The sequence below is a fragment of the Carboxydocella thermautotrophica genome (assembly GCA_003054495.1).
Taxonomy (GTDB): domain Bacteria; phylum Bacillota.
Window position 1 is genome coordinate 2,279,791 of record CP028514.1, and the last position, 25,456, is coordinate 2,305,246.

The window sequence follows — 25,456 nt, forward strand, 5'->3', positions numbered from 1 at the left end:
CCCAAACCAGGCAAAAAAGGTTCGGCAGAGTATGTCCCTGCCGAACCTTCCAATTAATGCCCGCAAGTATTGCTGCAATTGTCTTTACTATAACCGTTATCACTGGCAACATACCTGGTAAGTTTAGCTGCTGAACTGGCATAAGGGATTTCCCCCTGATAAACAATCAAATGCTTGCGCTTATAACCATGGGGTATGGCGGCATGGCAATTCTGGCACGTGGCTTTTTTTTCCTTCACATGCCAGACATGCAAATTTGTACTTTCTTTCCGAAACCCGGTATAGGTGCCTCCGTAACCGTTAGAAGAATTTCCAGAATCCTTGTTAGTTGTATCAATATAGTTATTAATATCATGGCACCGGAAACAGAGGGCATCAGTAGAACCAGCACCAGTATTTGCGTCCCAGCTCCCTTTTAGTATCCGGTAATAACTGGAACCATGGGGCCCTACAGGATCAGTAGCAGTTTCACTGCCGTGGCAATCAGTGCAAAACATCAAGCGGTTAGGACCCCAGGCTACGCCAAAGCGGTCAGTGCCAACATAGCGGCCATTCCTGGTCTTACCTTGAGCTTCCACCGGATGGTAGGCTGCATTGGCCGGGTTGAATTCTCTGGCTACATCGGTCATAGTTTCCGCCGGACTCTGGTCAAAAGAATAGCTGCTGTGGCATTTGTAACAGAGCTCAAACTGGTACACCACCGTTTTGGGCTGATACAAACTGCTGCTAGCCGGCAAACTGGTCCAGGCCGGACGGGCACCGGTGAAGCCGACACCCTTGACATTTGCCAGTGCCCCCGATGGTTTGGGCGGTTCCGTTGGGTTTGTGGGATCATTTTGCGGTACCGGAGCTGTATTGCTGGCCGAATGGGGATCATGGCAATCATAGCACTCAGCATGCCGGTTCTCCAGGGCCAGGTTGTTGTAGTTTTCCGTATCCTTATGTTTACCATTGTCCACCAGAGTATTATGGTGATAGGCCTTGTTAAAGGGGGTTTTAACATCCGGAGCTCCAGCCAGAACCGGATTTTCTGACGCAGGCTTATGGCACTGGAAACAGATCCCATCCTGGCTGTCACTATCCTCCGGCAGTTTCAAAAGACGATCATAGTCCGAACCATGCTGTTCGTGGCACTGGCGACAACTCTGGATCCCGCGGTTCCAGTGGCCTGAGCCCTTAAAGGAGCGCTTATCCCAGCCGGAAGCATTGGTAGTGATCGGGGTGGCTGGCATTTGCACATCATAGGGAACCTGAATAGTTGCCGAATTCAAGGCCGTAGTTGGTGGACTGCCATCATGGCATTTCAGGCAAAAATCCACCAGCGTGCCCAGCCAGGGCTGTTTGGTGTTATCCGGATCGGAAACCGCCGCTCCGGTAGCGTTAGCTGGAAATAGTTTAGGTGCAACCGTATGGGGCCCATGGCAATTGACACATTCTACCTTAGTTCCATTGGCCTGCTGGTCAACAGTGAAAATATCATGCCGGGAGCCCTTGCGGTTGAACTGCTCCTGAATATCTGCCGTGCCGGAAGCGGAAACGGCCGGGTTGTTATGGCACTTGAAACAGAGACCTTCCTCCCGGGCCAGGGTCAGGCGCCGGTTGGGACTGGCGTGCTTGTCATGACATTTCACACAGGTTATCTGCGTGCCGGAAGCCGGCTGCAGCAAGCTCTTGCTCAGGTCATAATGAGCCGCCTGGGAATTGGTATGATCACCAAAGGTATTTTCCCAGTAATCTGCGCTCCAGTTACGGTCTACCGGGCCATGGCAGGCTAAACAATACTGGTTGCCCTGGTAATAGTAGTTGCTGCCATCACTGGATCGCAGCCAGCGAGGGTACAGGTCACTGGTCCCCGGAATTTTATCCCCGTGGGGATTATGGCAGTCAGTACAGGCCAGTAGAGCCCGGGTTCGTCCCGCCAGAGCTGCCTCACTGCCGCTGATGGGATGAAAGACATTATTTTGCCCCCAGGCCAGTAAATCTGGTTTCAGCAGATAGCGGCTGCCCCAGCCATCGTGGCAGGTCAGGCACAGCAGGGGCTGGGAAGGTTTGGCCAGCAAACGGGCCGTCAAACCCTGATGTCCCCGGTGACAGATACCGCAGCGCCATTCCTCCTCATCATAGTAGCCATGGGGACTGGGCGGAACAAAGACTGCTACAGGCGCACTGGGCTGAGAAGCCAGGTTGGCCTGATCTATGGCGATGACCCTGTACCAGTAGGTTCGCTTTGCCTGTACGGCGGTATTTTTAAACAGCAGATTGCCGGCAGCTACCTCCCCTACCACAGTAAAACTGCCTGGAGCTCCATTCAGGTCCGGGGCCCGCTCGATCCGATAAAAAGCCAGTCCTAAACCAGAATCCGTAGCTTCCTCCCAGCGGATTTCCACCTCACTGGAAGTCAAGGCCGTTGCCCTTACTCCCCGGGGCTGGGTCGGCGGGATGGTATCAGTCGGTTTGGTTTTACCGGTTGCTGTCGGTGATGGAACCGATTCATTGCCTGCTGCATCCACTGCAGTAATGTAATAGTTATATTCCGTATCCGGCTGCAAACCATTAACATCAGTATCAGTAAAGTTCAATTCACTGGCAGCAGTAGTACCCACCAGGGTGTAGGAGGAAGAACCTGCAGGTTTGCGATATACCCGATAAGCAGTAACCCCTATATTGTCGGTAGCATACTCCCAGTTCAGCTGGATTTGCCGGTCACTGATTACCTGTAAATTCAGCTGGCCTGGAGCCTGGGGCTCGGTGACATCAGGAATATAGATTCGTACCTCATCAAAGCGGATGGCGGTCCAGGTACCCAGGTCAGCATCATTGTTTTTCAATTTCCCATAAAGCCGGATGGTATAGGTGCCGGTGCTATTAAAAGCACTGCTGATATCCAGATCCTCTACCCGCTGCCAGCTGGCTTGATTGGCTTTAGTGGTATTGGACCAGAGGGTAACCGTGGAGCCATCCGGTCGCTTCAGGAAAATATAGGCATCCTGGAATTGCGGCTGCAGATTCTTATCATTAAACCAGTTTTTCTTCCAGGCAAAGGATAACCTGAAGGTTCTACCACCACCCGGGAGATAGGTGACTGGAAAAGATTGTTCCAGATAGCGCGCCCCCTGCCGCTCTTTACCGTTGGCTAAATATCGAAAGCTGCCCCCCAGTGCAGTGATTGTTTTACCGCCATTGATTATGTTGCCACTGTAACCCACCCCATCCCAGGCGGTTGTAAACCCGGAACTCTGGCGGAAACTGCTGTCATTTACAGCAAGCCAGGGGGAGCTGTTTTTAATAAAACTGCTGTTTTGCAAGACATTTTCCGCTGGCGGGATACCGGTTCCCGCCGCAACCCCCGGCGTGCCACCGGTATCAGGCAAAGTTACAGCCGTCATTTCCATATCATTGGTCGAATAATTGCCATAACCATCCACTGCTCTGATGGTAAAACTGTAGAGAGTCTGGGCCCGTAACCCTGTTACTGAATAATGATAGGCGGATGAACCTGTCTCCGGGATGACAGCAACAGGTGCCTTATCCCCATTTACATAGATGCGATATTCCGCCACCCCGCGGTCATCAGTAGCTGGCCCCCAGCTCAAATCTACCTGGCTGGAGCTAACGGTTTGGGCCTGGGGACTGGCTACCGTTGTCGGCCGGGTGACATCCGGAGTTTTTATTTCCAGATAGACCTCATCCAGCCAGACTGCCGTCTGCAAGCCATCCTTTTGCTCACCGTTTTCAAGATAAAAGTAAAATCGCAGCTGGTAATTACCGGCTTGAGTTAGATACCCGCCCAGGTCCAGCTCTTCTATCGTATGCCAGGAGTTATCATTACGGCGTAAGCGGTCCGTCCAGATCAGAGTCTGTTTACCATCGGGTAAGCGTAACAGCACCGCCAGATTGTGGGCCAGGGGCATCACATTGCCCTGATAAAATTTTTTCCAGGCAAAACTGAGGCGTCCGGTAGCCCGGGGCTGCTGAACATTAAATTCCTGGTAATAGGTGATAACTCCTTTCCCAGTCTGTGCCTCACTGCTGGCTGCAGTAACTTTTAAGGCACCACCCTGGGCCTGGATTTGCTGCCCGTTATTCTTAATAGTTCCAGAATAACCATCTGCGTCCCAGACAACAGAAAAACCCGGATCAGGTGCAGGATCCCCCACCTCGCTAGACCAGCCTGAAAGGCCGGAAGAAAAAGCACCGTTGGTTATAACTGTATCCGCATTCAATGGCCAATTCAGGAAAAATATTGCTGACATCGCAATCACAAGCAGCCCAATAAATACCTTGTTTCTCATGCTCCCACCAGCTTTTCTCATTTTTGGTGACAGTTCTGACAAACGCCCATATTGTTCAGACGCCGCAGATAACCATAGCCCGAGAAAGAATCCACCGTTCTGGCCCCATGAGCAAAATGACAGGTCAAACAAACCACCCTGGCCTCGGCCGTAACAGGGGGATTGCGACTGGGCTCCGGTGTTAGACTGCCATCATCAGTAAAGGTTGTCCGGTCATCCCCTACTTCTGCCAGATAAACAAACTGGCTAACCGGTATTTGTTCGGGAACCCCACTGCCTGCAGCCCGGTAAACCCGGTAGCCTACTGCATTGCTAATGGGTGCCCAGGCCAAATACACCCCATTATTGACCGTTTCCACCTGGACTATATTCCCCCGGGTGGATTCGCCTAAAGCGTTAAAGGCTGTTACCAGATAATTATAGGTTCCGTTTAATGCGCCTGCCGTTAGGGATGCTGTCTGAATCCGCACTCCCGCGGGAACTCCCTGGGTGGGTAAAGTGGTCAGGAGACCGGGTTCTGGAAAACTGATGCTATAGCCGCCAGTTAAAGGCACATTTACCCGGTGACGCCAGCGGTCTATGCCACCAAAACTGTCACTGCTCATATATTCTTTAAAATCAACGTGACAGGCAGTACAAAAATCCACTATCCCTGACTGATAGCTGATAACCTCCCGACCGGAGGCTGTAGGGAGCGCCCTTCCCGGGCCTGCAATCTGCGCGATCACCCTGATTCCCGTCACCCCATTGACTCTGGTTTGCAAGTTGCGGTGATTATCGGTACCGTGGGGATTATGGCAGGAGGTGCATTTGAGCAGAAAAAGATTGCTGTTATTGCCCGGAATAAAGTTGGTTTGTCCAACCAGATGGGTAGTAGTGTAGCCATATGCGGGATCAAAGCCCCCGGCAGGACTGGCTACCTCAATTACCCCGTTAAAAAAGGTGCCTTTTCTGACATTGTAGTTACTCTGCGTACCATCATGGCAGAGCAAACAGGTATCCTCTACCGTGCTGGCCCGTAGGAGTCGCAGACCCGGACTGCGGTGCAGACTGTGACACCTGCCGCACATTTCCGTGGCTGTGCTATATTTCCCATGAGGAGAAATATAGGCCCAGGCCGGAGTGGTAAAGAGCAAGCAGGCCATTATCAGAATTCCAAGCCTCATCCCCTTCTTATCCCCCCTGCTGAATAAATTGCACGACGCGATTATTTCCTTTATCTATAACCAGTAACCGGTTCCTGGCCCAGGCAATGCCATCAGGCATTAATAATCCGCCTAATTCTTCCGGTACCTCCAACCGCGCTGATAGTTGCAGCTTTTCATCTAAAACAATAACCGTGTTTTGCATCGCCTCTGCTACATAAACCCGTCCCTGTTCATCAACGGTTATACCCCGCGGATTGCTGAACCAGCGTTGTTCTCCGCCGTCCACTATCCGCACCAGTCCGGTAGCAGGATTATATATCAATAAGCGTCCATTTCCCGAATCAGCAATTAGTACCTGACCATTACCCTTAACTGCTAAACCCATGGGAAAGCTCAAAACCCCGGTCATCTGGTCCCCACCAAAAGCCCATGCCAGCCTTCCTTGAGCATCAAAACATTCAATTTCCTGTTTAGCTTTATTTACCACATATAAATTACCCTGATTATCCAGACAGAGGGCAGTAGGAACAAAGGGTTGAGGAGTTTTTAACCTGGCTATACCCTGTGAATTTCCTGCTTGGTCAAAAACCTGAATACGGGCATTTCCCAGTTCCGCTACCCAAATTCGTCCTTGTCGCACTGCAATCCCAACAGGATAATCCAGCTGTCCTGATGCTGAACCATACTGGCCAAAACTCCTCAACTCCCTGCCTTTCTGATCAAAAACCACAACACGATGATGAGCTGAATCAGTAACGTATACTCGCCCATTTTCATCAACGGCAATGCCGCTGGGATAGTGCAATCCCCCCGAGCTGACAGAAAAAAAACCGCTCAATAAAAAACCGGACACATTGTTTCTCCCTACCCGGGGTTGGGCAGAGAAGAAATAGACTAAAAGTAAGCTCCCTAACCCTAATACCAGTAGTCCAATCATTAGATAAACCTGGTTATTCTTTTCTATTTCCCCTCTCAAGGAGCCTTCACCTGGCTTTCGCAAATTAGTACTTCTTTACTAAACATTGTATTATTTTTAGCAAGTAATTAAAATAAATTTTCTGAAAAATAGCTCCATTTTAGCACAATTGTACTATACCCCTACTATTGGTTCCCAGCTCTGGCAATAAAAAAGCTTACCGCCCCCCCTGAAGGGGTTGGTCGGTAAGCCTGGATAACTTTCAGCGCTGGAGCTACAAAATAACCTGAAAGCGTTCTGGTTCAATCCCAAAATCCCGATAATATGTCTGCCAGTCCTCGCACACATTCCCTTCCAGCAACATCAGTAACTGATCTTGCGTGAGCGGGAATCCCGGCACATTTTGCAGAAGGGGGACCAGAAATTTCATTAAACCCACCGGGAGATGAATTTTGTGCAACTTCTTTCCCAGGGCCTCTGCCACCATCTCTAAAATCTTCAGATAAGAAAGGCGCTCCGGTCCTCCTACCTCATAAACTTTATTCAAAGTATGGGTTGTCTCCAGACCGCGGGCAAATCCCTCGGCCACACTGGCAATGGAGACAGGTTGGAGTTGAAAAGAGCCATCCCCGATGACCGGAACCAGGGGAGCCTTACGCACAAGGTCAGCCAGCTGGGCCACAAAATTGGGCCCTGGTCCCCCCTGGCCGAAAATAACAGAGGGCCGGAAGATAGTATAGGCCAGCCCGGATTGCCTGACTATCTCTTCCGCTGCCCATTTGGACTGATGATAGCTGGAAACTGCTCCTGGCCTGGACCCCAGGGCGCTCATATGTAAAAATCGTTTGACCCCGGCTTCTCTGGCCTCTGCTACCACATTGCGGGTACCTTCAACATGAATTCTCTGCATAGTAATATTCCTGCCGGGAATTTCCCGAATGATGCCTACCAGGTGAATTACAGCCTCACAACCAGCCATGCCACCAGGCAGAGAGGCTCTATCAGTTATATCGCCAGCTATTAAAGATAGTTGCGGATGATTTATCCCGGTTTTTCTGGACCTTTGCAGGACTATAACCTCATGCCCTCGCTCCAGCAATTTTTTTACCACAGCAGTCCCGACATAGCCACTGGCACCCGTTACAAAAACTTTCATTTTTTCTCCCTCCACCCAGAAACTCAATAAAAGCCTTCGCCGAAAAGAAAAAATTTCCTGCTGAAGGCCGAAAATTTAAACAAATAAGGGCTTACCGCCTCCAGGAAAATAATGAGTACGGTAAGCCCGAAATTTATCGCCAGGAAATAAGTTCCCTTATTAAATAGCTCCATTTCCACGCTCGCCGGTACGGATGCGCAAAGCATCTTCCACCGGTAATATGAAAATCTTGCCATCGCCAATCCTGCCCTCCCGGGCCGTATCTGCGATTAACTTCACCAGTTCATCCACTTTCTCCGCCGGTACTACCAGTTCTATCTTCACCTTGGGCAACAGATTGATATTGTACTCTGCCCCCCGGTAGACCTGGGTATAGCCTTTTTGCAGACCACAACCAAAAACCTGGGAAACTGTCAGACCCTGAATCCCGAAGCGGTTGAGGGCCTCTTTTACTTCTTCCAGCTTGCTTGGTCGAATAATCGCTTCTATTTTTTTCATTTCTCTCTCCTCCTCACTTCATACCCAGTTGAGAAGACAGGGGGCCGCCCAGAGTAAAATCGGGATAGGCCTCTTCGCCATGCTGGGTCAGATCCAGTCCCGTTACTTCCTCCTCGGCTTCTACCCGTAATGGCAGGAACAGGTTAATTGCTTTCAAAATCAGATACGTCCCGATACCGGCAAATAGGTAGGTCGCCGCCACACTGATAATTTCCGCCTGTAACAAATCAGTCTTGCCGCTGATCAGTCCGCCATCCATGGCAAAAATACCGGTGGCTATAGCCCCCCAGGTGCCACCCAGGCCATGACAACCAAAAGCATCCAGGGCATCGTCATAGCCCAGCTTTTTCTTCAAAATGGCTACCCCGAAGTAACAGACAGCTCCACCGATGGCACCAATAGCCAGGGCTGACAGTACCGAAACAAAACCAGCTGCTGGAGTAATGGCTACGAGACCCGCCACAGCGCCGCTTGCTACTCCTAAGGCCGTGGGTTTACCGTGATGCAGCCATTCCAGAAACATCCAGGCCAGGGCCGCTGCAGCGGCGGCAGTGTTGGTAGTAACCAGGGCCAGAGCCGCGGTAGCATTAGCTCCCAGGGCACTGCCGGCATTAAAACCAAACCAGCCAAACCAGAGCAGCCCGGCTCCCAGTACCGTCATCGGCACCTGGTGCGGTGCCATGGGTTCATGGCCATAACCGCGGCGTTTGCCTAAGACCAGAGCCGCTACCAGACCGGAAACCCCGGAGCTGATATGCACCACCAGGCCACCGGCAAAATCCAGGGCTCCCAGTTTGGCCAACCAGCCACCGCCCCAGACCCAGTGCGCCAGAGGGTCATAAATCAGAGTTGCCCATAACAGGATAAAGAGCAGATAAGCGCCAAAACGCATCCGTTCAGCGATGGCTCCGGAAATCAAGGCCGGAGTAATGATGGCAAACATTAACTGGAATGCCATAAAAACAAAAGCAGGTATACTGGGAGCTACCGGTAGGGTTTTATCAGCCAGTCCCTGCAAACCCAGGTGTTCCAGGCCTCCGATAATCCCCTGCCAGTCAGGACCGAAACTGAGAGTATAGCCGAAAACAACCCATTGTACAGAGATAAGTCCGAGAGCCGCCAGGCTCATCATAATAGTATTGAGCACGTGTTTTTTGCGGGCCATGCCACCGTAGAAGAGAGCCAGTCCTGGAGTCATCAGCATCACCAGGGCTGTAGCCACTAACATGAAAGCTGTATCCCCGCTGTTAATATTCATTGTTCCTCACCCTTTCTGCTATTTGAAAGTGAGGACTTCATTGCCCTTCTACCTCAAAGGCCAGAATAATGGCCTCGGCAATGGCCTTCATTGGCTTGCCTTTATCCATGCTCTGTTTTTGAATGCGCCGGAATGCTTCCTCTTCACTGAGGCCGAAATGTTTCATCAATAACCCTTTGGCCCGATCCACCACCTTTCTGGTTTCCAGTTGCCGTTGCAGTTTATCCAGTTCCCGGTCCAATTCCACTTGCCGCTGATAATTGGCTACCGCCAGAGCCAGAGCAGGCAGCACCTGATTCTCCCCTGCCGGCTTAAGTATAAGGCCAAAAACCCATAAGCCTTTCAATTTTTCAAGGGTCTGCGCTTGAATATATTCTCCCGTCAGCACCATTGCTGCCAGCCGACCCCCATCCAGTTTTTCCACCAGCTCCAGCCCGCCGGCCGGGGGCAAATTGAGATCAACAACAACCAGGTCAGGCAAGGTCTGGCGGATTAATTGCAGGGCTGTCTGGCTGTCCCCTGCTTCCCCCAGCACCTGGTAACCAGCCCGGGACAGGATGCGCACCAGCTCTTTTCTGTTTTTTTCACTGGCATCAGCCAGCACTACCCGCACTCCATACATAAGCCTCCTCCTTTCCGGGAGAAATAAAAAGGCACCTCCTGGGGATATTCTCCCCCTGGAAGCGCCATTGCTTGCCTGCGGTACGCCCTTGCACCGCCTGTATTCCCTGTTATGTTTTCATTATAGCAGAGGATTTCACTCCCGGCAACCCCTGGTCCTCATGTATACTGGATTAAACTTTTTACCAGCTGCCAGGCCTGGTCCCGGTTCTGGATCTTTCCTAGAGCCTGAGCCTCCAGCAGTTCCCTTAGCATGCGGCCGATTTCCGCCCCCTTGATGTGCGGGAAAGCGGCTGCCAGTTCATCCCCTCTCAGCATTGGTTCCGGTTGCCAGCGTTCTTTTTCCTTGAGCCAGGTGTCCCATAAGCCCAAAATAAAGGCCTGGAAAGTCTCCCACTCTTCCTTGTCCGGTTTGTACTTGACTTTTGCCGCCAGGTCCGCTACTGCCAGCACCAGCAGGTCAGGTAAATCCTCTCCCACGTCCCGGTAAAAGCGATACAAAGCCCGGCGGCTGGGCTTGCCTTTTACCGGCCGGGTATTGAAGAGATGCAAAGGGCGCATATGTAAAGCTACCAGCTTTTGGAGCAACTGGGCCTCTCGCCGTCCCCAGGTCAGGCGGCGGACCAGAGGACCGATGAGAGTTGCTCCTTCCCGCTCATGGCCGTAAAAGACAATCCGTCCGCTTTCCCTGGTCATGGCGGTTTTGGGTTTGCCCATGTCATGGAACAGAGCCCCCAGTTTCCAGACCTGGTAACGTTGCCTGGGGTGGCGGGTTAATCTTTCGACCGCTCTCTTTTTTACCACCTCGGCCAGTTCTGCCCCTAACCATTGCTCTGGCTCGGCCAATATCTCTTCCATGATTTCCAGTACCGCCAGGCAATGACGTCCCACTGTCACGGTATGATGGAAATTCTGTTCAGCGGTCATCATTTCCTCCAGCTCCGGCCAAACCTGGTAAAAGAGCCCCCTCGTCTCCAGGTCGGCGGTAATCACGGCCGCCGTCCCCGGCAGGGCAAAGAGCTGACTGATTTCTTCCCCTATTCTTTCCCGGGCCGCCAGGGCCAGCAGGGTTTGTTCCCGGCTCAGCATTTCCTCCAGTTCCGGGGCAAAGGTCAACCCGAAACGGGCGGCAAGGCGCAGGGCCCGCAGAAGCCTCACAGGGTCATCCTGAAAAATGCGAGGATGACAGGGAGCCAGCATCCGTTCCCGCCAGTGCCCCAGCCCTCCCAGGGGATCAATAATCTGGTCCGTCCCTGCCGGATGGCCTGCCTCTGTCAGCGGTAAGGCCATAGCATTAATGGTAAAATCCCGGCGCCGCAGGTCCTGAATCAGACTGTTGCCCTGTCGGGCAGCCAGGTCGATGACCAGTTCGCCGGCAACCACCCGACCGACATCATTCTCTTCATCCAGAGGTACAAAACTGGCTGCCAGCTCATCTGCCAGGCGCCGGGCCAGATTCAGCCCCTGACCGCGGGGGACGACAAAGTCCAAATCCTTGGCTTCAACCCCGGCCAGTAAGTCCCGCACATAGCCCCCTACCAGATACAGCTCCTGCCCCTCGGCCCGGCAACGGCGAGCAAAGGCCCAGACTTGCTCCAGCATTTCAGTCCCTCCTATCGCTTGATGGTTATGGAGGTTATTTCTTTCCTGTCATTGATTTTCAATACCGCATAATCCCCAATTGCAATATCATTAAAGACTGACTTCTTGCCATCGATTTTAATCTCAGCCCCCGGGGCCAGAGTCAGTTTCCCTTCCACTTTTTCGCTGTTATCATCCAGGGCCTGGTCCAAAGTCAGGGTCTTTTGGCGATAATCAATGGTGACAATCTGCCCCTCCACCTGTTTTTCTACTCCATTAGATTCCGGCTGCTTTTCCGGAGTCGCTGTTGTTTCATCCTGGACCACTGGCGGATTTTTCTGCGCATTTGGGGCAGGCTGTTCTGTGCCCGTTGAATCTGTAGTTATATTCTGCTCAGCTGCTTGCCAGGGCCATTGCCCGGTAAGATAAAACCGCGTCGCAGCACCACCGGTCAATCCAGCCAGAGCCATGACCACCAGCCAGATAATAAAGGTTTTTCTTTTCACAGTTGTGATAGCCTCCCTATCATAATCTGTCGCAACTGCTCCATTTTCTCCGGATCCAACTGCCGCCCCAGCGCCGGGGTCTCCCAGAACCGGCGGGGCACGGTGATCTGTTCCAGTTTAAATCCTAACTGACGCTTCAGTACCATTTTTTCTCTATATATCTCCCGGCCCAGTTGTCTGAGCTGCTCTTCAGTCCACTCATGACCCAGTGCCTTAAGTCCCTCGGCTACTGTGGCCAGGTCATAAACCTTACGAGCGAAGAGGCAAATAACCAGGGAGTTAAGGGTGTTGCGGATTTCCTCCTCCTGAATGATAGCATCTACCAGTTCTTCCGGAGTCCGGTCCTTTCGCTCCTGGTCAATGGCATAGCCGCCATTGTCCAGGTGGGAGTGACGGGCGCCAAACGCCTGGCCCAGGATATTAGCATAGCCGGTATGATAACCTGCCACTTCGTTTTTGCCCAGCACACAGGCAAACTCAGTCCCGCCATAACGTTCCGCTGCCAGCCAGGTGCCCTGGGCCAGGGTGCGATAGAATTCATTGGGCTGTTTAATCAGGTAATCCATGGCCTGTAAATAGGGCTCCGGCTGACCAAATGCCAGATGGGTAAGCAACTCCTCTTCTCCGATTAACCCTTTTTCCTGGGCCTCAGTTGCCCAGGCCAGTGCCACCCCGGTGGAAATGGAATCCAGGCCATAGAGCTCGGTCCGCTCAATCAAGGCATAAACATGGCGGTGGTCAGTTAATCCCAGCATAGTACCCAGGGCATAGACCAGTTCGTGGTCATAAGAAACCGCTACTGACTCATATTCATAGCCTTCAGCAAACTGTCGGCGATGAATACCGATATGAATGCAGCCTACCGGACAGCCGGCACAGGCGATTTTGCGGATCAGAGTCTCCTGGGCAAAAGTTTCCCCGCTCAGATTAAGGGCTTCCGGATAGGAAGAAGCCTGCAGGTTGCGAACCGGCAAGCCCCCCATTTCATTCAGGGGCTCCACATTGCCCGTCGTCCCCAGACCGTGGTATTTTTCCATAATATCGGTTTCCACTACTTTTCTGAAAATCTTGCTATAGACCCGTTGATACTCCTGGGGCCTGGCAATGGGATAATTGTGATCACCATGAACTACAATGGCTTTTAAATTCTTGCTGCCAAAAACCGCTCCGAGTCCCAGTCGGCCAAAATGGCGATAGGTATCCACATTTACTCCCGCGTAAGCTACCAGTTTCTCCCCGGCCTGACCGATACGCAAAGTGGAACGGTGGCCTTTGCCAGGGGATAACTGTCTGAGCAGTCGTCCGGTTTCTTCTGTGGATAAGCCCCAGAGGGCCCGGGCATCATTAAAATCTACCTGATGAGGTGTAATGGTCAAATAAGCAGGGCTTTCTGCCTTCCCTTTAATGACAATAGCATCATAGCCGGCAAAACGCATGGCCATGGCAATGCGCAGCCCGGCATAGCTTTCCCCCAGTTCGCCGGTAAGCGGAGACTTGAACATGGCCACTGCTTTGGTTACTACCGGATAGACTGTGGACATGGGTCCAATAGCCAGTATAATCGGCTGGTCAGGATGAAATGGATCCAGCTCCGGTTTTAGATGCTCTTTCAACAACTGCGTGGCCACTCCTACCCCACCCAGCCAGTTCAGTAAATCCTGGCGCCGTTCAATGGCAATCTTGCGACGGCTTAAATCTATGGTTAAAACCCGCATACCACCTTGATTAAACATCAGCCCCGCACCTCCATAGTCAATACTCCGTGGGGACAGAAACGGGTGCAGGTCCCGCATTGGATGCAGATAATGGGTTTTTCTCGCTGTTCATCGAAGTGGATGGTTTTGACTACACAGGCTTCAACACAGGCCCGGCATCCCGTGCATTTATCGGGGTTAAATTTAACCCCTCCGCCCTTACGGGGCAGCAAGGCTTCCACCCGGCAGGCAGCGGCACAGGGCGCATCCAGACAGCCCCGGCAGATATCAGCTACCAGTTTGGACTGTAGGCCTCCCTGAGTGCGAATCTGGATAGCACTTTGCCGGGGGCTAAAACTTTTATGAACCGTTCTGGCACAGGCCAGCATGCAGGAATAGCAGGCAATACAGCGGTTCATACCAGGTGCCTGCAGGATCTTTTCCGCCATGCTCTCTCACTCCTCTAAAACTAAAATGCTCTTTTATTATACACCAACTGGAAATGTAATAAAATAGCCTTAACCTGGACACAATTTTTGCAACCTGTATTCTTCCCCTATTTTGTTTATCTCATGTTCTTCCGTGGTATCGGTATGCTGTCCGGTTCAATTGTTTCACGGTCATAATGAAGAGGGAACATTAAAAGGAGGCAGTCGCCTCCTTTTGCTCTTGTTACAAATTATAGACCTCTTCTCCCCGCAAGGTATTAATGCCAGCTTCTGTCAGCACCTGGATGGCTCGTTCCGGTTCTTCCACCCGAAATACCACAACCGCTTTATCAGTCGCCTTTTCCACAAAGGCATAAACATATTCAATATTTAGCCCGGCATCCTGCAAGGCAGTGAGGGCAGCATTCAAACCCCCGGGAGTATCATCAATTTCCACTGCCAGCACTTCCGTAATACTGACCGCAAAACCAGCGGCTTTCAGCACCTGATAAGCCGTCTCCGGGTCATTGACTATCAAACGCAGAATGCCAAAATCGCTGGTATCGGCCAGGGAAAGGGCGCGAATATTGATTTGATGCTGGGCCAGAATTTCCGTTACCCGCACCAGGCGCCCGGCCTTGTTTTCCAGAAACAGGGATATTTGCTTGATTTTCATCATCCCACCTCCTACAATTCCCGTTTGTCCACGACCCGCTTGGCTTTTCCTTCACTGCGGGGAATGGTCCGGGGTTCCACCAGCTTGATTCTGGCGGAAATGCCCAGGACACTCTGGATTTCCTGCCTTAATTTGTATTCCAGTTCTTCCAGCCGGCGCACCTCATCGGAGAACATGCGCTCAGACACTTCCACCCAGATCTCCAGCTGGTCCAGATTATCCTTGCGGTCTACCACCAGCAGATAATGGGGCTCGGTTTCCCCGATTTCCAGCAGCACGCTTTCCACCTGGGAGGGGAAGACATTGACCCCGCGGATGATCAGCATATCATCACTGCGGCCCATCACTCTCTCCATGCGGACAAAAGTCCGGCCACAGCTGCAGGTTTCCCGGTGTAAGACGGAAATATCCCGGGTACGATAACGGATAACCGGGAAGGCTTCCTTATTCAGAGTAGTGAAAACCAGTTCCCCTTTTTCCCCATCAGGCAGGACTTCTCCGGTTTCCGGGTCGATGATTTCAGGCAGGAAGTAATCTTCATTGATATGCAAGCCATTCTGGGCTTCACATTCACAGGATACCCCCGGCCCGATGATTTCACTCAAACCGTAAATATCCAGGGCCTTGATGCCCCAGGCTGCTTCCAGCTCCTTGCGCATGTTATTGGACCAGGGTTCGGCACCGAAAATACCGATGCGTACCGGCAATTCCCGCGGGTCCACCCCCAGTTCCCTTGCCTCCTCTGCCAGGTAGAGAGCATAGGAAGGAGTACAGGCCAGGACATTGGTGCCAAAATCCTGCATCAGCATGATCTGGCGTTTGCTATTGCCCCCGGATATAGGAACAACCGTACAACCCAGTCTTTCTGCCCCATAATGAAAACCCAGACCACCGGTAAAGAGGCCATAGCCATAGGCGATCTGAATAGTATCTTCCGGCCTGACCCCGGTCCAGGAAAGACAGCGGGCCATCAACTCTGCCCAGTTGGCAATATCCTGCCGGGTATAGCCTACTACTGTCGGCTTACCCGTAGTACCTGAGGATGCATGCACTCGTACTAATTCCTCTTTGGGAACAGTAAATAAGCCAAAGGGATAATTATCCCGCAAATCCTGTTTGGTAGTAAAAGGCAAGAAACGCAAATCTTCAAGACTCCTGATATCTGCCGGAGTAATACCCCTGGCTTCAAAGGCCTGGCGATAAAATGGAACTTTTTCATAAACCCGTTTTACCGTTTCCTGCAAAGCTGCCAGCTGCTTTTGCCTTAACTCTTCCCGCGGCAGCCGTTCTGTTTTGAGATCCACTACTGCCATCCTGCCAACTTCCCCCTTACCTGTTAGTAAAAATTTTGGAATATATTCGCCAAAAACATGGAAATTCCTGCTGCCCTGTAATAAGTTTTCAACAAACGTTTTTTCGTTTATCCACAATATCCACAGGCTTATCCACAGATAAAATCCTTGATTTTTCTATGGTCACAAATATTTTTCCACAACATGCACAGCGAATTTACCCACATATCCACAAAAAAAGAGAGGCCTTAATCCTCTCTTTTCCACAACCAGTATTCTACCGGTGCATCCGCTAACACACAGGGCACTTCTAGCGGATTAGGCCCGATTATCAGTTCCAGGCCGTTATAATACTGTACTGGGGCTGCCTGGTTTTGCAGTGCTGCATAGGCACATAATTGCATGTAAGTGGTACGATCAACCAGCAATTTACTCGGTTTCACCCCCGCTTTTTCTAGATCCTTTATCTGCATCTCGATGATAGTCAATAACTGACACAACCTCTCTCTGGGAAGAGAAACGGATAACCATTGCGGGTCAACCTTGCTCATTTCTCTTCTCCTACTTCCTGCGAGGTATTTACTACAGGTTTATGCGGAGGTAATGGCTTTTGTGCCTCTTGTACCAATAGTATCAAACCAGCGGTAAATTAGCCTCAGCATTCAAATACAAGTCATCCCGGTAACCCGCCTGCCAGAGATACCAGCCGGCAGCCCCGATCATAGCCGCATTATCAGTACATAGATCCAGCGGTGGATAATAAAGCTTTAAACCGGCCTGTTGTGTGCGCTCCTCCAGCCGCTGGCGCAAGCGGCTGTTAGCGGCTACACCACCGGCCAGCAGTATCCTTTCTACTCCTGTTCTCCCGGCCGCTTGCAGCGTCTTTTCCACCAGTACATCGATAACCGCTTCCTGAAAGGCCGCCGCCAGGTCAGCCTTGTTCACTTCTTCGCCCCGCTGGCGGGCCCGGTTGAGATAATTGAGGACCGCTGACTTCAAACCGCTAAAGGAAAAGTCCAGACTCCCTTCTTCCAGAAAAGCCCTGGGTAGAGAAATGGCTTCCGGATTCCCTTCCCGGGCCAGCCGGTCAACCAGGGGCCCGCCGGGGTAGCCCAGCCCCAGGGCCCGGGCTACCTTGTCAAAAGCCTCACCGGCAGCATCGTCCCGGGTGCGACCCAGACGTTCGAAACGACCATGTTCCGGCAGATAAATCAGATCAGTATGCCCTCCACTCACTACCAGACAGAGGGCGGGTAATTCCAGCCCGGGATGAGCCAGGAAATTGGCATAGATATGTCCGGCCAGGTGGTTAACCCCGATTAAAGGTATATTCAGCGCCCAGGCTATAGCTTTGGCTGCAGATACCCCGACCAGCAGGGAACCCACCAGACCCGGCCCTCTGGTTACTGCCACTGCCCCCAGGTGTTCCCAGTTGAGCTGGGCCTGTTGCAGGGCCTGTTCCAGCAGCGGATTCAGGGTTAATAAATGCTGACGGGAGGCAATTTCCGGCACCACGCCGCCGAATTTTTGATGGACAGGAACCTGGGAGGCCACCACTGAAGCCAGCAAGCGGGGAGCAGGGCCCAGAATGGCTACTGCTGTTTCATCACAGGAAGATTCGATTGCCAGAAGATACAAACCTCATTCTCCTTTCCCTTCAGCTTGGTCCAGATAAAGCCACATCAACAGAGCATCTTCCCCATTATCCTGATAGTACCCTCGCCGTCGCCCGGCCACCGTAAAGCCAAGACTGCGATAAAGCCTCTGTCCCGCAGTGTTTGAAGGACGCACCTCCAGGGTAACAGCCACCAGGCCCCGGCGCTCCGCCTCGATTAACAGGGCTTCCATCAGTTTTTTACCCAATCCCCGTCCCCGCCAGTCGGGATGAATGGCAATATTGGTAATATGTCCTTCATCGACAATACACCACATGCCAACAAACCCTACCACTCCCGGTGGACCTTCCACTACCAGATAAAGAGCGCGCTCATTATTCTCCAGCTCATTGAAAAATGCCTGTTCTGACCAGGGAATACTGAAGGAAAGCCGTTCAATTTCAGCTACCCGCTTAACATCTTCCCGGGTCATTGGCCGTACTTGCCACATTTTCTCTGTCTCTCCCTCCCTGCCGTCTGGCCCAGGTTTCTTCCGCCTCCGATTGTCTCAGGTACATAGGCTCGACCCGGGACCATTCCAGCCCTTCCCCGGCCTGAAGCCGCTGCCAGGCCAGCTCAGCCAGCCAGGCGGCCCGGGGCCAGCGCTGCGGTTCCGGGGTTAGTACTACTCTTTCTCCCAGTTTCGCCTGTAATTCGCGACCAAAGACGGCGACACCATCCCCTACCAGGTAGATCGTCCCCTCAGTAGCATCCAGTTGCTCCACCAATTCCTCCAGAGTCAAAGCCTGGTAAGGAGTCTGCCGTACCGGCTCCCCGCCTGTCAAGCGGTAAAGAGCAGTATAAGTCTGATTTTTGCGGGCATCCAGCAAGGGACAAACCCAGCCCTGTCCACCCCAATAATTAGCGGCCAGTACATCCAGAGTGGAAACGGGAAGTACCGGAATAGCCAGCACCTGGGCCAGGGTGCGTACTGTTGCCAGGCCGATACGAAGGCCAGTAAAAGAACCTGGTCCATGGGTAACAGCCAGTGCCGTGAGCTGCCGGGGCGTTAGTTCTGCTTCCCGTAACAATTGATCGATGGCTGGCAGCAAGGTCTGGGAATGGGTCAGGCGCAAATTCACGAACTTCTCCAGCAATAACCTCTCCTCATTGCGCAAAGCCACACCTGCTACCCTGGTAGCTGTATCAATTGCCAGTAAAACCATGTTCTTCTCCTTTCTGTCGCCAGCAGGCCAGTACCCTGGCAGGCAAGGCCCCAAAGGCGGTTACTGTTATGTAGCGCTGGTTTTCCTCTGTTCCGTATTGAATCTCCACCTGCAGAAAGTGGGTAGGCCAGTATTCCTCCAGGCGTTCCGGCCATTCTATCAGACTTACACCATCTCCATACCAGTATTCCTCTATCCCCAGCATCAGTCCTTCTTCTGGTTCAGTCAAACGGTATAAGTCCATGTGATAGAAAGGCAAACGTCCCCTGTATTCATTGATAATAGTAAAGGTAGGGCTGTTAACAGGTTCAGTTATTCCCAGCCCCCGGGCCACTCCCTGGGCAAAGTGGGTTTTGCCTGCCCCCAGATCCCCCTGCAAAAATACAATCAGTCCGGCTTCTGCAGCCTGCCCCAGCCATTCCCCCAGAAGGGCGGTTGTTTCCGGACTGTTAGATACAATCTGCCACATTTATTCCTTGCCTCCTGTAAAATGATCATATCCTCCGGCGGGCCAGGGTTCAGGCCCTTTTTCAGTAAGCAGCCTCATTCCCTGTTCCGGCGGCGTAATGCGGCCAATGCGGGCCGGCTGACAGCCAAGGGCAGTCAGCCCCGTTTCTATTTGGTGCCAGTCCGCTTCAGCACAGGTAAAGAGCAATTGAAAATCCTCTCCACCCCTGAAAGCCCATTCCAGAGCATCTTTACCCAGGGTGCGGGCGATGCTGCGGGCCCCGGCGTGGATAGGAATGGCCGTTGCCTCCACCTGACAACCCACTCCGGAAGCTGTACATATTTCCAGTACTTCCCGGGCCAACCCATCGGAAATATCATTGGCTGCTGTAGCCAGCTGCCTTTCCGCCAGCCAGCGCCCGGCCGCCAGCTGGGCCCGAGGACGCCGGTGCAAAGTCACCGCCTCGCCAACTTGAGTGGCACAATCGCCCTCTCCCCCCGCCTGTAACCAGGCTAGACCGGCCGCAGAAGCTCCCAGGGGTCCGGTAACCGCCAGTAATTGCCCCGGCCGAGCTCGATCCCGTCCCAGCGGCTGAGGCCCCCGTTGCCAGCCCGTCAGAGCCAGGTTCAGGATTAATCCTTGCCGGCTTTTGACCGTATCCCCTCCCGCCAGCACCACACCATATATTTCGGCCGCAGCCTGCATCCCGGCATAGAGCTCTTCCAGCTCAGCCACTGACCAGGAGCTATCTGCTCCCAGGGAAATCACTGCCGTCCACGGTTCGCCCCCCATAGCGGCAATATCACTGACATTAACGGCCACCGCTTTCCAGCCGATATCATAGGCTGAACTAAACCGGCGGCTGAAATGCACTTCCTCCAGCATCATATCAGTGGTAAACAGCATGGGTCCCTGCTCTCCCGGCGGCAAAGGTAACCAGGCAGCATCATCTCCCACCAGTCCAGGGGACCAGTTCCTGGTCAGGTACTCGATTAAACCAAACTCACCCAGTTCAGCAATTTTCATTGGTTTCACTCCAGTTTCTATCGAATGTACTAAATTTCATTATATAATATTTTCCTGCCATAATCATCTCTCTATTCGCCAATACTATAAGTGTTGGAAAGGAGCTGAACAATGGGAAAACCATTAAAACTGCTTATTTTTTTCTACTTCTTCCTGACAGCGGTCTGCCCTGCCCGGGCCGAACCGCCCCTGGCCGGTCAGGTGATCATGATAGACCCCGGTCATGGCGGAATCGATCCCGGGGCCATTATTGATAATATCTACGAAAAGGATATCAATCTGGCTGTTGCCTTACAGCTGGCAGAGTTATTGCAGCAGGATGGGGCTGAGGTAGTTCTAACCAGGAGCGATGACAGGGATTACTACCCTTCCAATCGCTGCTCTCTGCAAGATAAACGCCAGGACCTGACCACCCGAGTTGAAATGGCAATCGCTGCCGGTGCCACCCTGTTTATCAGTTTGCACGTGAACAAAGATCGCCATCCGGGCTGCTGGGGCAGTGAAACCTATTATTATCCCGGTTCCGCCGAGGGACAACGCCTGGCTGAAGCCATTCAGGCCCAGTTGAAAAAAGTTCAACCGGAAAACCGCCGTCCTGCCAAACCAGGCGACTATTTTCTGTTACGAGCTACTCCCATGCCAGCGGTGATCGTGGAAATGGGTTTTATCTCTAACTCCCGGGAACGAGCCTTATTGCTGTCCCCCGACTGGCAAAAAAACCTGGCCATGGCAATCAGGCAGGGAATTATCGATTTCTTCTGGCAACATTGATAGTATATTTTTCCTGTAAAAAGGAACACTATAAAAAATAACTGACCACGGACGAGGAGGAAGATAAATGGGTACCACCATTTTAGGCGTATTTGATTCTCCAGAACATGCCCGTCAGGCCATTACCGAGCTGCGCGACCGTTTGCAAAACCAGAATGTGGCTATTATCATGCGAGAAAGTCAGCCAGAAGCAGTCCAGGAAGACTGGAACCTGCCCCAGACCTGGAACGACCTGGCCCGGGATACCATGCAACTGGCCCAATCCAGTGGCCAGCTGGCCGGCCGGGTAGTAGGGGCCACTCTCTCAACTATGTTTGCCTTTCCGGCTATGATTACATCTGCTTTAACCCCTGTGACTTCCGGCCGTGCTTATAGCTGGCGCTCCGAACGGGATAGCCGGGTGATGGTAACAGTACAGGGTACTGACTCGGTAGGCGAGGCGCTGGATATTCTAAAACGCTACGGGGCCAGGGAAATCAATACTTATAGTAATTAAAACCAGAAAAAAGGAGTCTGCCATCAGACTCCTTTTATTATTAAGTCTTTAATTACATAACACAAAGCAGCCAGATCCTCAATATGCATCTGTGCTCCGGCAGACCGGTCAAAGAGAATCTGACAGGCTGGCGCAATCTCTTCATCACCTTCCCAGAACAGAACCCGCACCGGTACCCGCGGGGCAAACCAGCCCTCCAGGGTCAAATCGGCCCGGCCAGGGATAACGGCAAAGCCGGTACAATTCCCGGCCTCACGCCAAATTGTCCAGTTCACCTGTAAAAAGGCAGCCAGCTTATCCAGCACATCGCGTTTCAAAGCAGGGAAAAAAACATTCCCTTGAGGAAGATCCCGGTAGGACGCCCATTCTCCGCTTAAGGGCAAGGGCCGGGCAGAAGAAAGATAGTTAAGCAGAATCAATGACCACCACAGGGGGGGAGTCCCGGTGTCATCTGCAAAAACCATTTCCCCGCCCGGATAGGATACACGAAAACCGACCCCGAAACTGACCAGCTCAAAATAACCCTGATCCGTATTATACCGGTAACCGCTATTGGCCGCAATCGTATCTGGAGCTAACGCCTTTAATTTGGCCCGACTCCGGGCAAAAGCCGGACTATAGGCTCCTTCTCTGGACTTCATCCCCCTTACCCCCTACCTTTCGTTTAACCTATTTCCGCTACCCGCTCCAGTGCTGTAATCCTGTCGCTGCTAAAGATAATTACAGCAAAAATCAAAAGCGCCCCACTCCAGTAAGGCAGGTGCCGATGGATTCCATAAAGGGCACCGCCACTTAAAGGACCCAGTATCCGGCCCAGACTGGCAAAGGACTGCAATAAACCCATAGCTGCTCCCTGACTGCCCCGATTAGCTTTACTGGCCAGACTGGATGTGGTCGGACCCTGCAAAGATCCACCCACCATATTAACTGCCGTTCCCAAATACATCAGATATTTGCTGGCTGAAGCGATAATCAGCAATAAACCAGCACCCGATAGCCAGGTGCCAGCTTTAATCAGCCGGGCATCCCCCAGGCGCCGGGACAATCGCCCCAGCAGGCCTCCCTGGATTACTACCCCTATTAACCCGAGAAAGGTAAACATGGTCCCCATCTGTTTCGGCCCAAAACCGATTTTTTCCGCTGCCAGCAAAGCAAAGGTGGCTTCAAACATGGCCATGGTGAAATTCATAACAAATGCCAGTAGAAAGAGAACGAATAAGGGATGGCGTACCACCGCCCAGGACAGGCGGGTTTTGTCTTTTTCCACCTGCTTGGCTCCCGCTGGTAAGGATTCCGGCAAAAAAGTCCAGGCAAAGGGTATAAGCAATGTAGCCAATCCCCCTGCCACAAAAAAGGGCATACTGTAACTGTAATGGCCCAGCCAGCCTCCCAGGGCTGGTCCGAAAACCATCCCCAGCCCCATGGCTGCTCCTACAATTCCCATGCTTTTCGAACGTTCACTGCCTTCCGTTACATCCGCCAGATAGGCCATGGCTGTAGGCAATGTGGCGGAAGAAATCATTCCTGAAAGGGCCCGCACTGCGATCATCAACCAGAGGCTGTTGAGCAAACCGAAAAGAATAAAGGTCAGGGCATAACCACTTAAACCTATTAACAGAACAGGGCGCCGGCCAATCCGGTCGGATAAACGCCCCCAGAAGGGGGCAAAAAAGAATTGCATCACCGAATAGACAGACATAAACAGCCCAATGGCCGTAGAGCCACCACCAAGTTTTTTGATATAAAAAGGCATAATGGGAATAATTATCCCAAACCCTACCATCACCAGAAAAAGGATAGTGAACAAGATGGCTATTGAGTATACTGCCTTTTTTTGCATTACATATCTACTGCCTTTCTATACAATTTAAGTAACTCGTCCCTCGATAAATATCTTTAATGGCCTGGCCTCCAGCTCCAGCGGGAAGCGGTCCCAGATCACCATATCCGCATCCTTGCCTGCTTCCAGCGTCCCTACTCGATCGGCAATTCCCACTATCTCCGCCGCCCGACTGGTAATAGCCGCCAGAGCCTGCATGGGTTCCAGCCCCTCGCGGGCCACCAGAGCCGCTGAAAGATTGAGGTAATTGGCAGGAATTACCGGAGCATCAGTCATTAGCGCCACTGGTACTCCAGCATTATGAAGGATTTTGGCGGTTTCCGGCGTCTTATCCTTCAGTTCTACCTTGGCCCGGCTGGTAATAACTGGTCCTACAATAGCTGCTACCTGTTGCCGGGCCAACCAATCCGCAATTTTATGTCCTTCCGTGCAATGCTCAATTACAATCTTAACCCCGAACTCCCGGGCAATCCGAATGGCCGTTGCAATATCATCAGCCCGGTGAGCATGGGCCCGTAAAGGCATTTCTCCCTTGAGCACCCGGGCCAGGGCCTCCAGTTTTAAGTCCCGTTCCTTATCCTCCTTAGCCAGGTAGTTGGCTGCCTTTACCAGATTTTCCCGCAAGATTGCTGCTGTTCCCATCCGGGTAGACGGGGTGCGCTTTTGGGCCCCATAAACCTTTTTCGGGTTTTCCCCAAAAGCCACTTTTAGGCCAACCGGGCGAATAAGCATCTCATCCACCACCTGACCCCAGGTCTTTAAGGCTACCATTTCCCCGCCGATAACATTCCCGCTGCCCGGCCCTACCACTACAGTGGTTACACCGCCAGCCAGACAATCCTTGAATCCTACATCCTCGGGATTGATGGCATCAAGAGCGCGCAAATGAGGGGTCGCCGGGTCGGTCATTTCATTGACATCATCCCCCTCCACCTGGTAAATCTCCTCATAGATGCCAACATGACAATGAGCATCAATAAACCCGGGGAAAACATAGGCCCCAGCAGCATCGATAATCTCAGCTGATGGAGGAATGGCCACAGCTTCAGCTGCCCCTACTGCTGCTATTTTATCTCCCTCGATGAGAACTACTCCTGGTTTATATACCGGTCCGGCCATGGTAAAGACCTGACCGTTGACTATCGCTTTTATAGACATTAGTAAATCACTCCTGCCAAACGCACAATTTCCAGGCCCCTGGCTTCCAGTGCCGCACAGAGGCGGTTAATCCCGATGGAGTCACTGGCCATATGGCCGGCAACAATAACATTGCCGATATTTTGCTCCCTTACTGCTTTCAGGACATCCTCCGGACAATGCATGACTATCAGGGTGCCTACTCCTGCTTCAAAATAGGCCTTGAAAACATCGGGTCCTCCGGAAGTGCCTCCGGCCATTGCTACCCAGACCTTGCCGGCATAGGTTTGTTCTGAACCCACTCGAATCTGGGGCCGGGTAGCAGCCTTCTGGTATTCCGGCAATTCCAGCAAAGCGTCCACTACATCCTTGCAAGTAGCTTTAGGGTTACCGTTCAACTGCTCATCCAGATGCTTCTGTACCACCCGCTCTGTTACCAGATCGGCCGGCCAGTGAATATTGAGAAAGGGCATATTCAAAGCCTTTGCTGCTGAAGTTACCCGGTCATAATTGGTAACATGAGTACCGCGCTCTACTTCCTCTTTGCGTTTTTGCAAGGCCTTTTGTGCTTTATTGATAGGCACTCCTGCTGCTACCATGCGGTCGATCTGGCTATTCATCACCTGATGGAGCTCCAGCTTGGGGCTACCCGCCACGGGGTGGTGGCTTAATACTCCATCACACTTGAGCTCCCGGGCCAGCAGCAGCTCCGCCGTCTCCATATCAATCCCGACGGCCAGTTTGGTGATTTTTTCTCCAGGTACAATCACGCCCGAATCAGGCGGGACTTCCGTTAATCCAGCTAGTTCCAGTGCAACCTGCATAATCTCCTGGGTAGACAAAGCCATAGT

Annotated in this window: 25 protein-coding genes; 2 read left to right on the forward strand and 23 right to left on the reverse strand. The window is 52.3% G+C overall.

Going from position 1 to position 25,456, the window contains the following annotated elements:
• Positions 1-53: 53 nt before the first annotated feature.
• The 19 genes from CTH_RS11570 to thiL all read right to left on the reverse strand — a co-directional run bounded on the left by CTH_RS11570 (position 54) and on the right by thiL (position 20,361).
• Positions 54-4,292: a cytochrome c3 family protein gene (locus CTH_RS11570; RefSeq protein ID WP_159073886.1), complete on the reverse strand. Its 4,239-nt coding sequence runs from the start codon at positions 4,290-4,292 to the stop codon at positions 54-56.
• A 17-nt stretch (positions 4,293-4,309) separates the two neighbouring features.
• Positions 4,310-5,458: a cytochrome c3 family protein gene (locus tag CTH_RS11575; RefSeq protein ID WP_078666322.1), complete on the reverse strand. Its 1,149-nt coding sequence runs from the start codon at positions 5,456-5,458 to the stop codon at positions 4,310-4,312.
• A 7-nt stretch (positions 5,459-5,465) separates the two neighbouring features.
• On the reverse strand, positions 5,466-6,377 hold the full coding sequence (locus tag CTH_RS11580) for an SMP-30/gluconolactonase/LRE family protein (RefSeq protein ID WP_143311993.1): 912 nt from the start codon (positions 6,375-6,377) through the stop codon (positions 5,466-5,468).
• Between the two features lie 253 nt (positions 6,378-6,630).
• Positions 6,631-7,512: a complex I NDUFA9 subunit family protein gene (locus CTH_RS11585; RefSeq protein ID WP_078666324.1), complete on the reverse strand. Its 882-nt coding sequence runs from the start codon at positions 7,510-7,512 to the stop codon at positions 6,631-6,633.
• A 159-nt stretch (positions 7,513-7,671) separates the two neighbouring features.
• Positions 7,672-8,010 (reverse strand): P-II family nitrogen regulator, encoded by a 339-nt coding sequence (locus CTH_RS11590; RefSeq protein ID WP_078666325.1) that lies wholly within the window; start codon positions 8,008-8,010, stop codon positions 7,672-7,674.
• Between the two features lie 13 nt (positions 8,011-8,023).
• Positions 8,024-9,268, reverse strand: a complete 1,245-nt coding sequence (locus CTH_RS11595) for an ammonium transporter (RefSeq protein ID WP_079907676.1) — start codon at positions 9,266-9,268, stop codon at positions 8,024-8,026.
• Positions 9,269-9,305: 37 nt separating this feature from the next.
• The gene (locus CTH_RS11600; RefSeq protein ID WP_078666327.1) at positions 9,306-9,890 is read right to left on the reverse strand and encodes an ANTAR domain-containing response regulator; all 585 of its coding nucleotides are present in this window, start codon (positions 9,888-9,890) and stop codon (positions 9,306-9,308) included.
• 158 nt (positions 9,891-10,048) lie between these two features.
• Entirely contained in the window at positions 10,049-11,491 is a 1,443-nt protein-coding gene (locus CTH_RS11605) for an HD domain-containing protein (RefSeq protein WP_078666328.1), read from the reverse strand.
• Positions 11,492-11,502: 11 nt separating this feature from the next.
• Positions 11,503-11,976, reverse strand: coding sequence for a hypothetical protein (locus CTH_RS11610; RefSeq protein ID WP_078666329.1), 474 nt, complete (start codon positions 11,974-11,976; stop codon positions 11,503-11,505).
• The gene (locus CTH_RS11615; RefSeq protein WP_107754020.1) at positions 11,973-13,709 is read right to left on the reverse strand and encodes an aldehyde ferredoxin oxidoreductase N-terminal domain-containing protein; all 1,737 of its coding nucleotides are present in this window, start codon (positions 13,707-13,709) and stop codon (positions 11,973-11,975) included. The genes CTH_RS11610 and CTH_RS11615 overlap by 4 nt, the downstream gene beginning before the upstream one ends.
• The gene (locus CTH_RS11620; protein ID WP_078666331.1) at positions 13,709-14,119 is read right to left on the reverse strand and encodes a 4Fe-4S binding protein; all 411 of its coding nucleotides are present in this window, start codon (positions 14,117-14,119) and stop codon (positions 13,709-13,711) included. Before CTH_RS11620 ends, CTH_RS11615 begins: the two co-directional genes overlap by 1 nt.
• A 223-nt stretch (positions 14,120-14,342) precedes the next feature.
• On the reverse strand, positions 14,343-14,774 hold the full coding sequence (locus CTH_RS11625; RefSeq protein WP_078666332.1) for an ACT domain-containing protein: 432 nt from the start codon (positions 14,772-14,774) through the stop codon (positions 14,343-14,345).
• Positions 14,775-14,785: 11 nt separating this feature from the next.
• Positions 14,786-16,087, reverse strand: coding sequence for a phenylacetate--CoA ligase family protein (locus tag CTH_RS11630; protein ID WP_078666333.1), 1,302 nt, complete (start codon positions 16,085-16,087; stop codon positions 14,786-14,788).
• Between the two features lie 227 nt (positions 16,088-16,314).
• Complete coding sequence (locus CTH_RS11635; protein ID WP_078666334.1) at positions 16,315-16,617, reverse strand: hypothetical protein; 303 nt, start codon at positions 16,615-16,617, stop codon at positions 16,315-16,317.
• An 82-nt stretch (positions 16,618-16,699) separates the two neighbouring features.
• Entirely contained in the window at positions 16,700-17,704 is a 1,005-nt protein-coding gene (gene tsaD / locus CTH_RS11640) for a tRNA (adenosine(37)-N6)-threonylcarbamoyltransferase complex transferase subunit TsaD (protein WP_107754022.1), read from the reverse strand.
• Between the two features lie 3 nt (positions 17,705-17,707).
• Complete coding sequence (gene rimI / locus CTH_RS11645) at positions 17,708-18,172, reverse strand: ribosomal protein S18-alanine N-acetyltransferase (RefSeq protein ID WP_242946660.1); 465 nt, start codon at positions 18,170-18,172, stop codon at positions 17,708-17,710.
• The gene (tsaB, locus tag CTH_RS11650; protein ID WP_079907668.1) at positions 18,135-18,887 is read right to left on the reverse strand and encodes a tRNA (adenosine(37)-N6)-threonylcarbamoyltransferase complex dimerization subunit type 1 TsaB; all 753 of its coding nucleotides are present in this window, start codon (positions 18,885-18,887) and stop codon (positions 18,135-18,137) included. Before tsaB ends, rimI begins: the two co-directional genes overlap by 38 nt.
• The gene (gene tsaE / locus CTH_RS11655) at positions 18,868-19,356 is read right to left on the reverse strand and encodes a tRNA (adenosine(37)-N6)-threonylcarbamoyltransferase complex ATPase subunit type 1 TsaE (protein WP_107754024.1); all 489 of its coding nucleotides are present in this window, start codon (positions 19,354-19,356) and stop codon (positions 18,868-18,870) included. Before tsaE ends, tsaB begins: the two co-directional genes overlap by 20 nt.
• Positions 19,357-20,361, reverse strand: a complete 1,005-nt coding sequence (gene thiL, locus CTH_RS11660) for a thiamine-phosphate kinase (RefSeq protein ID WP_078666337.1) — start codon at positions 20,359-20,361, stop codon at positions 19,357-19,359.
• 111 nt (positions 20,362-20,472) lie between these two features.
• Here thiL and CTH_RS11665 point away from each other — a divergent pair, with 111 nt between their 5' ends.
• Entirely contained in the window at positions 20,473-21,132 is a 660-nt protein-coding gene (locus CTH_RS11665) for an N-acetylmuramoyl-L-alanine amidase family protein (protein ID WP_078666338.1), read from the forward strand.
• A gap of 67 nt (positions 21,133-21,199) precedes the next feature.
• Entirely contained in the window at positions 21,200-21,628 is a 429-nt protein-coding gene (locus tag CTH_RS11670) for a hypothetical protein (protein ID WP_078666339.1), read from the forward strand.
• 23 nt (positions 21,629-21,651) lie between these two features.
• Here CTH_RS11670 and CTH_RS11675 read toward each other — a convergent pair whose 3' ends face one another.
• From CTH_RS11675 to CTH_RS11690, 4 genes are read right to left on the reverse strand one after another with little or no spacing between them, the layout of a single operon-like run.
• Positions 21,652-22,269: a DUF3786 domain-containing protein gene (locus CTH_RS11675; protein ID WP_078665304.1), complete on the reverse strand. Its 618-nt coding sequence runs from the start codon at positions 22,267-22,269 to the stop codon at positions 21,652-21,654.
• Between the two features lie 23 nt (positions 22,270-22,292).
• Positions 22,293-23,468 (reverse strand): MFS transporter, encoded by a 1,176-nt coding sequence (locus CTH_RS11680; RefSeq protein WP_078665305.1) that lies wholly within the window; start codon positions 23,466-23,468, stop codon positions 22,293-22,295.
• A 27-nt stretch (positions 23,469-23,495) separates the two neighbouring features.
• Positions 23,496-24,626, reverse strand: coding sequence for an amidohydrolase (locus tag CTH_RS11685; protein ID WP_375804186.1), 1,131 nt, complete (start codon positions 24,624-24,626; stop codon positions 23,496-23,498).
• Positions 24,626-25,453, reverse strand: a complete 828-nt coding sequence (locus CTH_RS11690; RefSeq protein ID WP_318262687.1) for a hypothetical protein — start codon at positions 25,451-25,453, stop codon at positions 24,626-24,628. Before CTH_RS11690 ends, CTH_RS11685 begins: the two co-directional genes overlap by 1 nt.
• Positions 25,454-25,456: the final 3 nt, after the last annotated feature.

Bases quoted from the DNA above. Each gene is read 5' to 3' on its own strand.
- CTH_RS11630 (WP_078666333.1), bottom strand. From the start codon at position 16,087: ATGGCAGTAGTGGATCTCAAAACAGAACGGCTGCCGCGGGAAGAGTTA.
- CTH_RS11635 (WP_078666334.1), bottom strand. From the start codon at position 16,617: ATGAGCAAGGTTGACCCGCAATGGTTATCCGTTTCTCTTCCCAGAGAG.
- CTH_RS11595 (WP_079907676.1), bottom strand. From the start codon at position 9,268: ATGAATATTAACAGCGGGGATACAGCTTTCATGTTAGTGGCTACAGCC.
- CTH_RS11575 (WP_078666322.1), bottom strand. From the start codon at position 5,458: ATGAGGCTTGGAATTCTGATAATGGCCTGCTTGCTCTTTACCACTCCG.
- thiL (WP_078666337.1), bottom strand. From the start codon at position 20,361: ATGAAAATTGCTGAACTGGGTGAGTTTGGTTTAATCGAGTACCTGACC.
- CTH_RS11690 (WP_318262687.1), bottom strand. From the start codon at position 25,453: ATGGCTTTGTCTACCCAGGAGATTATGCAGGTTGCACTGGAACTAGCT.
- CTH_RS11590 (WP_078666325.1), bottom strand. From the start codon at position 8,010: ATGAAAAAAATAGAAGCGATTATTCGACCAAGCAAGCTGGAAGAAGTA.
- tsaE (WP_107754024.1), bottom strand. From the start codon at position 19,356: ATGTGGCAGATTGTATCTAACAGTCCGGAAACAACCGCCCTTCTGGGG.
- CTH_RS11620 (WP_078666331.1), bottom strand. From the start codon at position 14,119: ATGGCGGAAAAGATCCTGCAGGCACCTGGTATGAACCGCTGTATTGCC.
- CTH_RS11570 (WP_159073886.1), bottom strand. From the start codon at position 4,292: ATGAGAAACAAGGTATTTATTGGGCTGCTTGTGATTGCGATGTCAGCA.
- CTH_RS11685 (WP_375804186.1), bottom strand. From the start codon at position 24,626: ATGTCTATAAAAGCGATAGTCAACGGTCAGGTCTTTACCATGGCCGGA.
- CTH_RS11600 (WP_078666327.1), bottom strand. From the start codon at position 9,890: ATGTATGGAGTGCGGGTAGTGCTGGCTGATGCCAGTGAAAAAAACAGA.
- CTH_RS11665 (WP_078666338.1), top strand. From the start codon at position 20,473: ATGGGAAAACCATTAAAACTGCTTATTTTTTTCTACTTCTTCCTGACA.
- CTH_RS11625 (WP_078666332.1), bottom strand. From the start codon at position 14,774: ATGAAAATCAAGCAAATATCCCTGTTTCTGGAAAACAAGGCCGGGCGC.
- CTH_RS11580 (WP_143311993.1), bottom strand. From the start codon at position 6,377: ATGATTGGACTACTGGTATTAGGGTTAGGGAGCTTACTTTTAGTCTAT.
- CTH_RS11675 (WP_078665304.1), bottom strand. From the start codon at position 22,269: ATGAAGTCCAGAGAAGGAGCCTATAGTCCGGCTTTTGCCCGGAGTCGG.
- CTH_RS11670 (WP_078666339.1), top strand. From the start codon at position 21,200: ATGGGTACCACCATTTTAGGCGTATTTGATTCTCCAGAACATGCCCGT.
- tsaB (WP_079907668.1), bottom strand. From the start codon at position 18,887: ATGGTTTTACTGGCAATTGATACAGCTACCAGGGTAGCAGGTGTGGCT.
- CTH_RS11605 (WP_078666328.1), bottom strand. From the start codon at position 11,491: ATGCTGGAGCAAGTCTGGGCCTTTGCTCGCCGTTGCCGGGCCGAGGGG.
- CTH_RS11585 (WP_078666324.1), bottom strand. From the start codon at position 7,512: ATGAAAGTTTTTGTAACGGGTGCCAGTGGCTATGTCGGGACTGCTGTG.
- CTH_RS11615 (WP_107754020.1), bottom strand. From the start codon at position 13,709: ATGTTTAATCAAGGTGGTATGCGGGTTTTAACCATAGATTTAAGCCGT.
- rimI (WP_242946660.1), bottom strand. From the start codon at position 18,172: ATGTGGCAAGTACGGCCAATGACCCGGGAAGATGTTAAGCGGGTAGCT.
- CTH_RS11680 (WP_078665305.1), bottom strand. From the start codon at position 23,468: ATGCAAAAAAAGGCAGTATACTCAATAGCCATCTTGTTCACTATCCTT.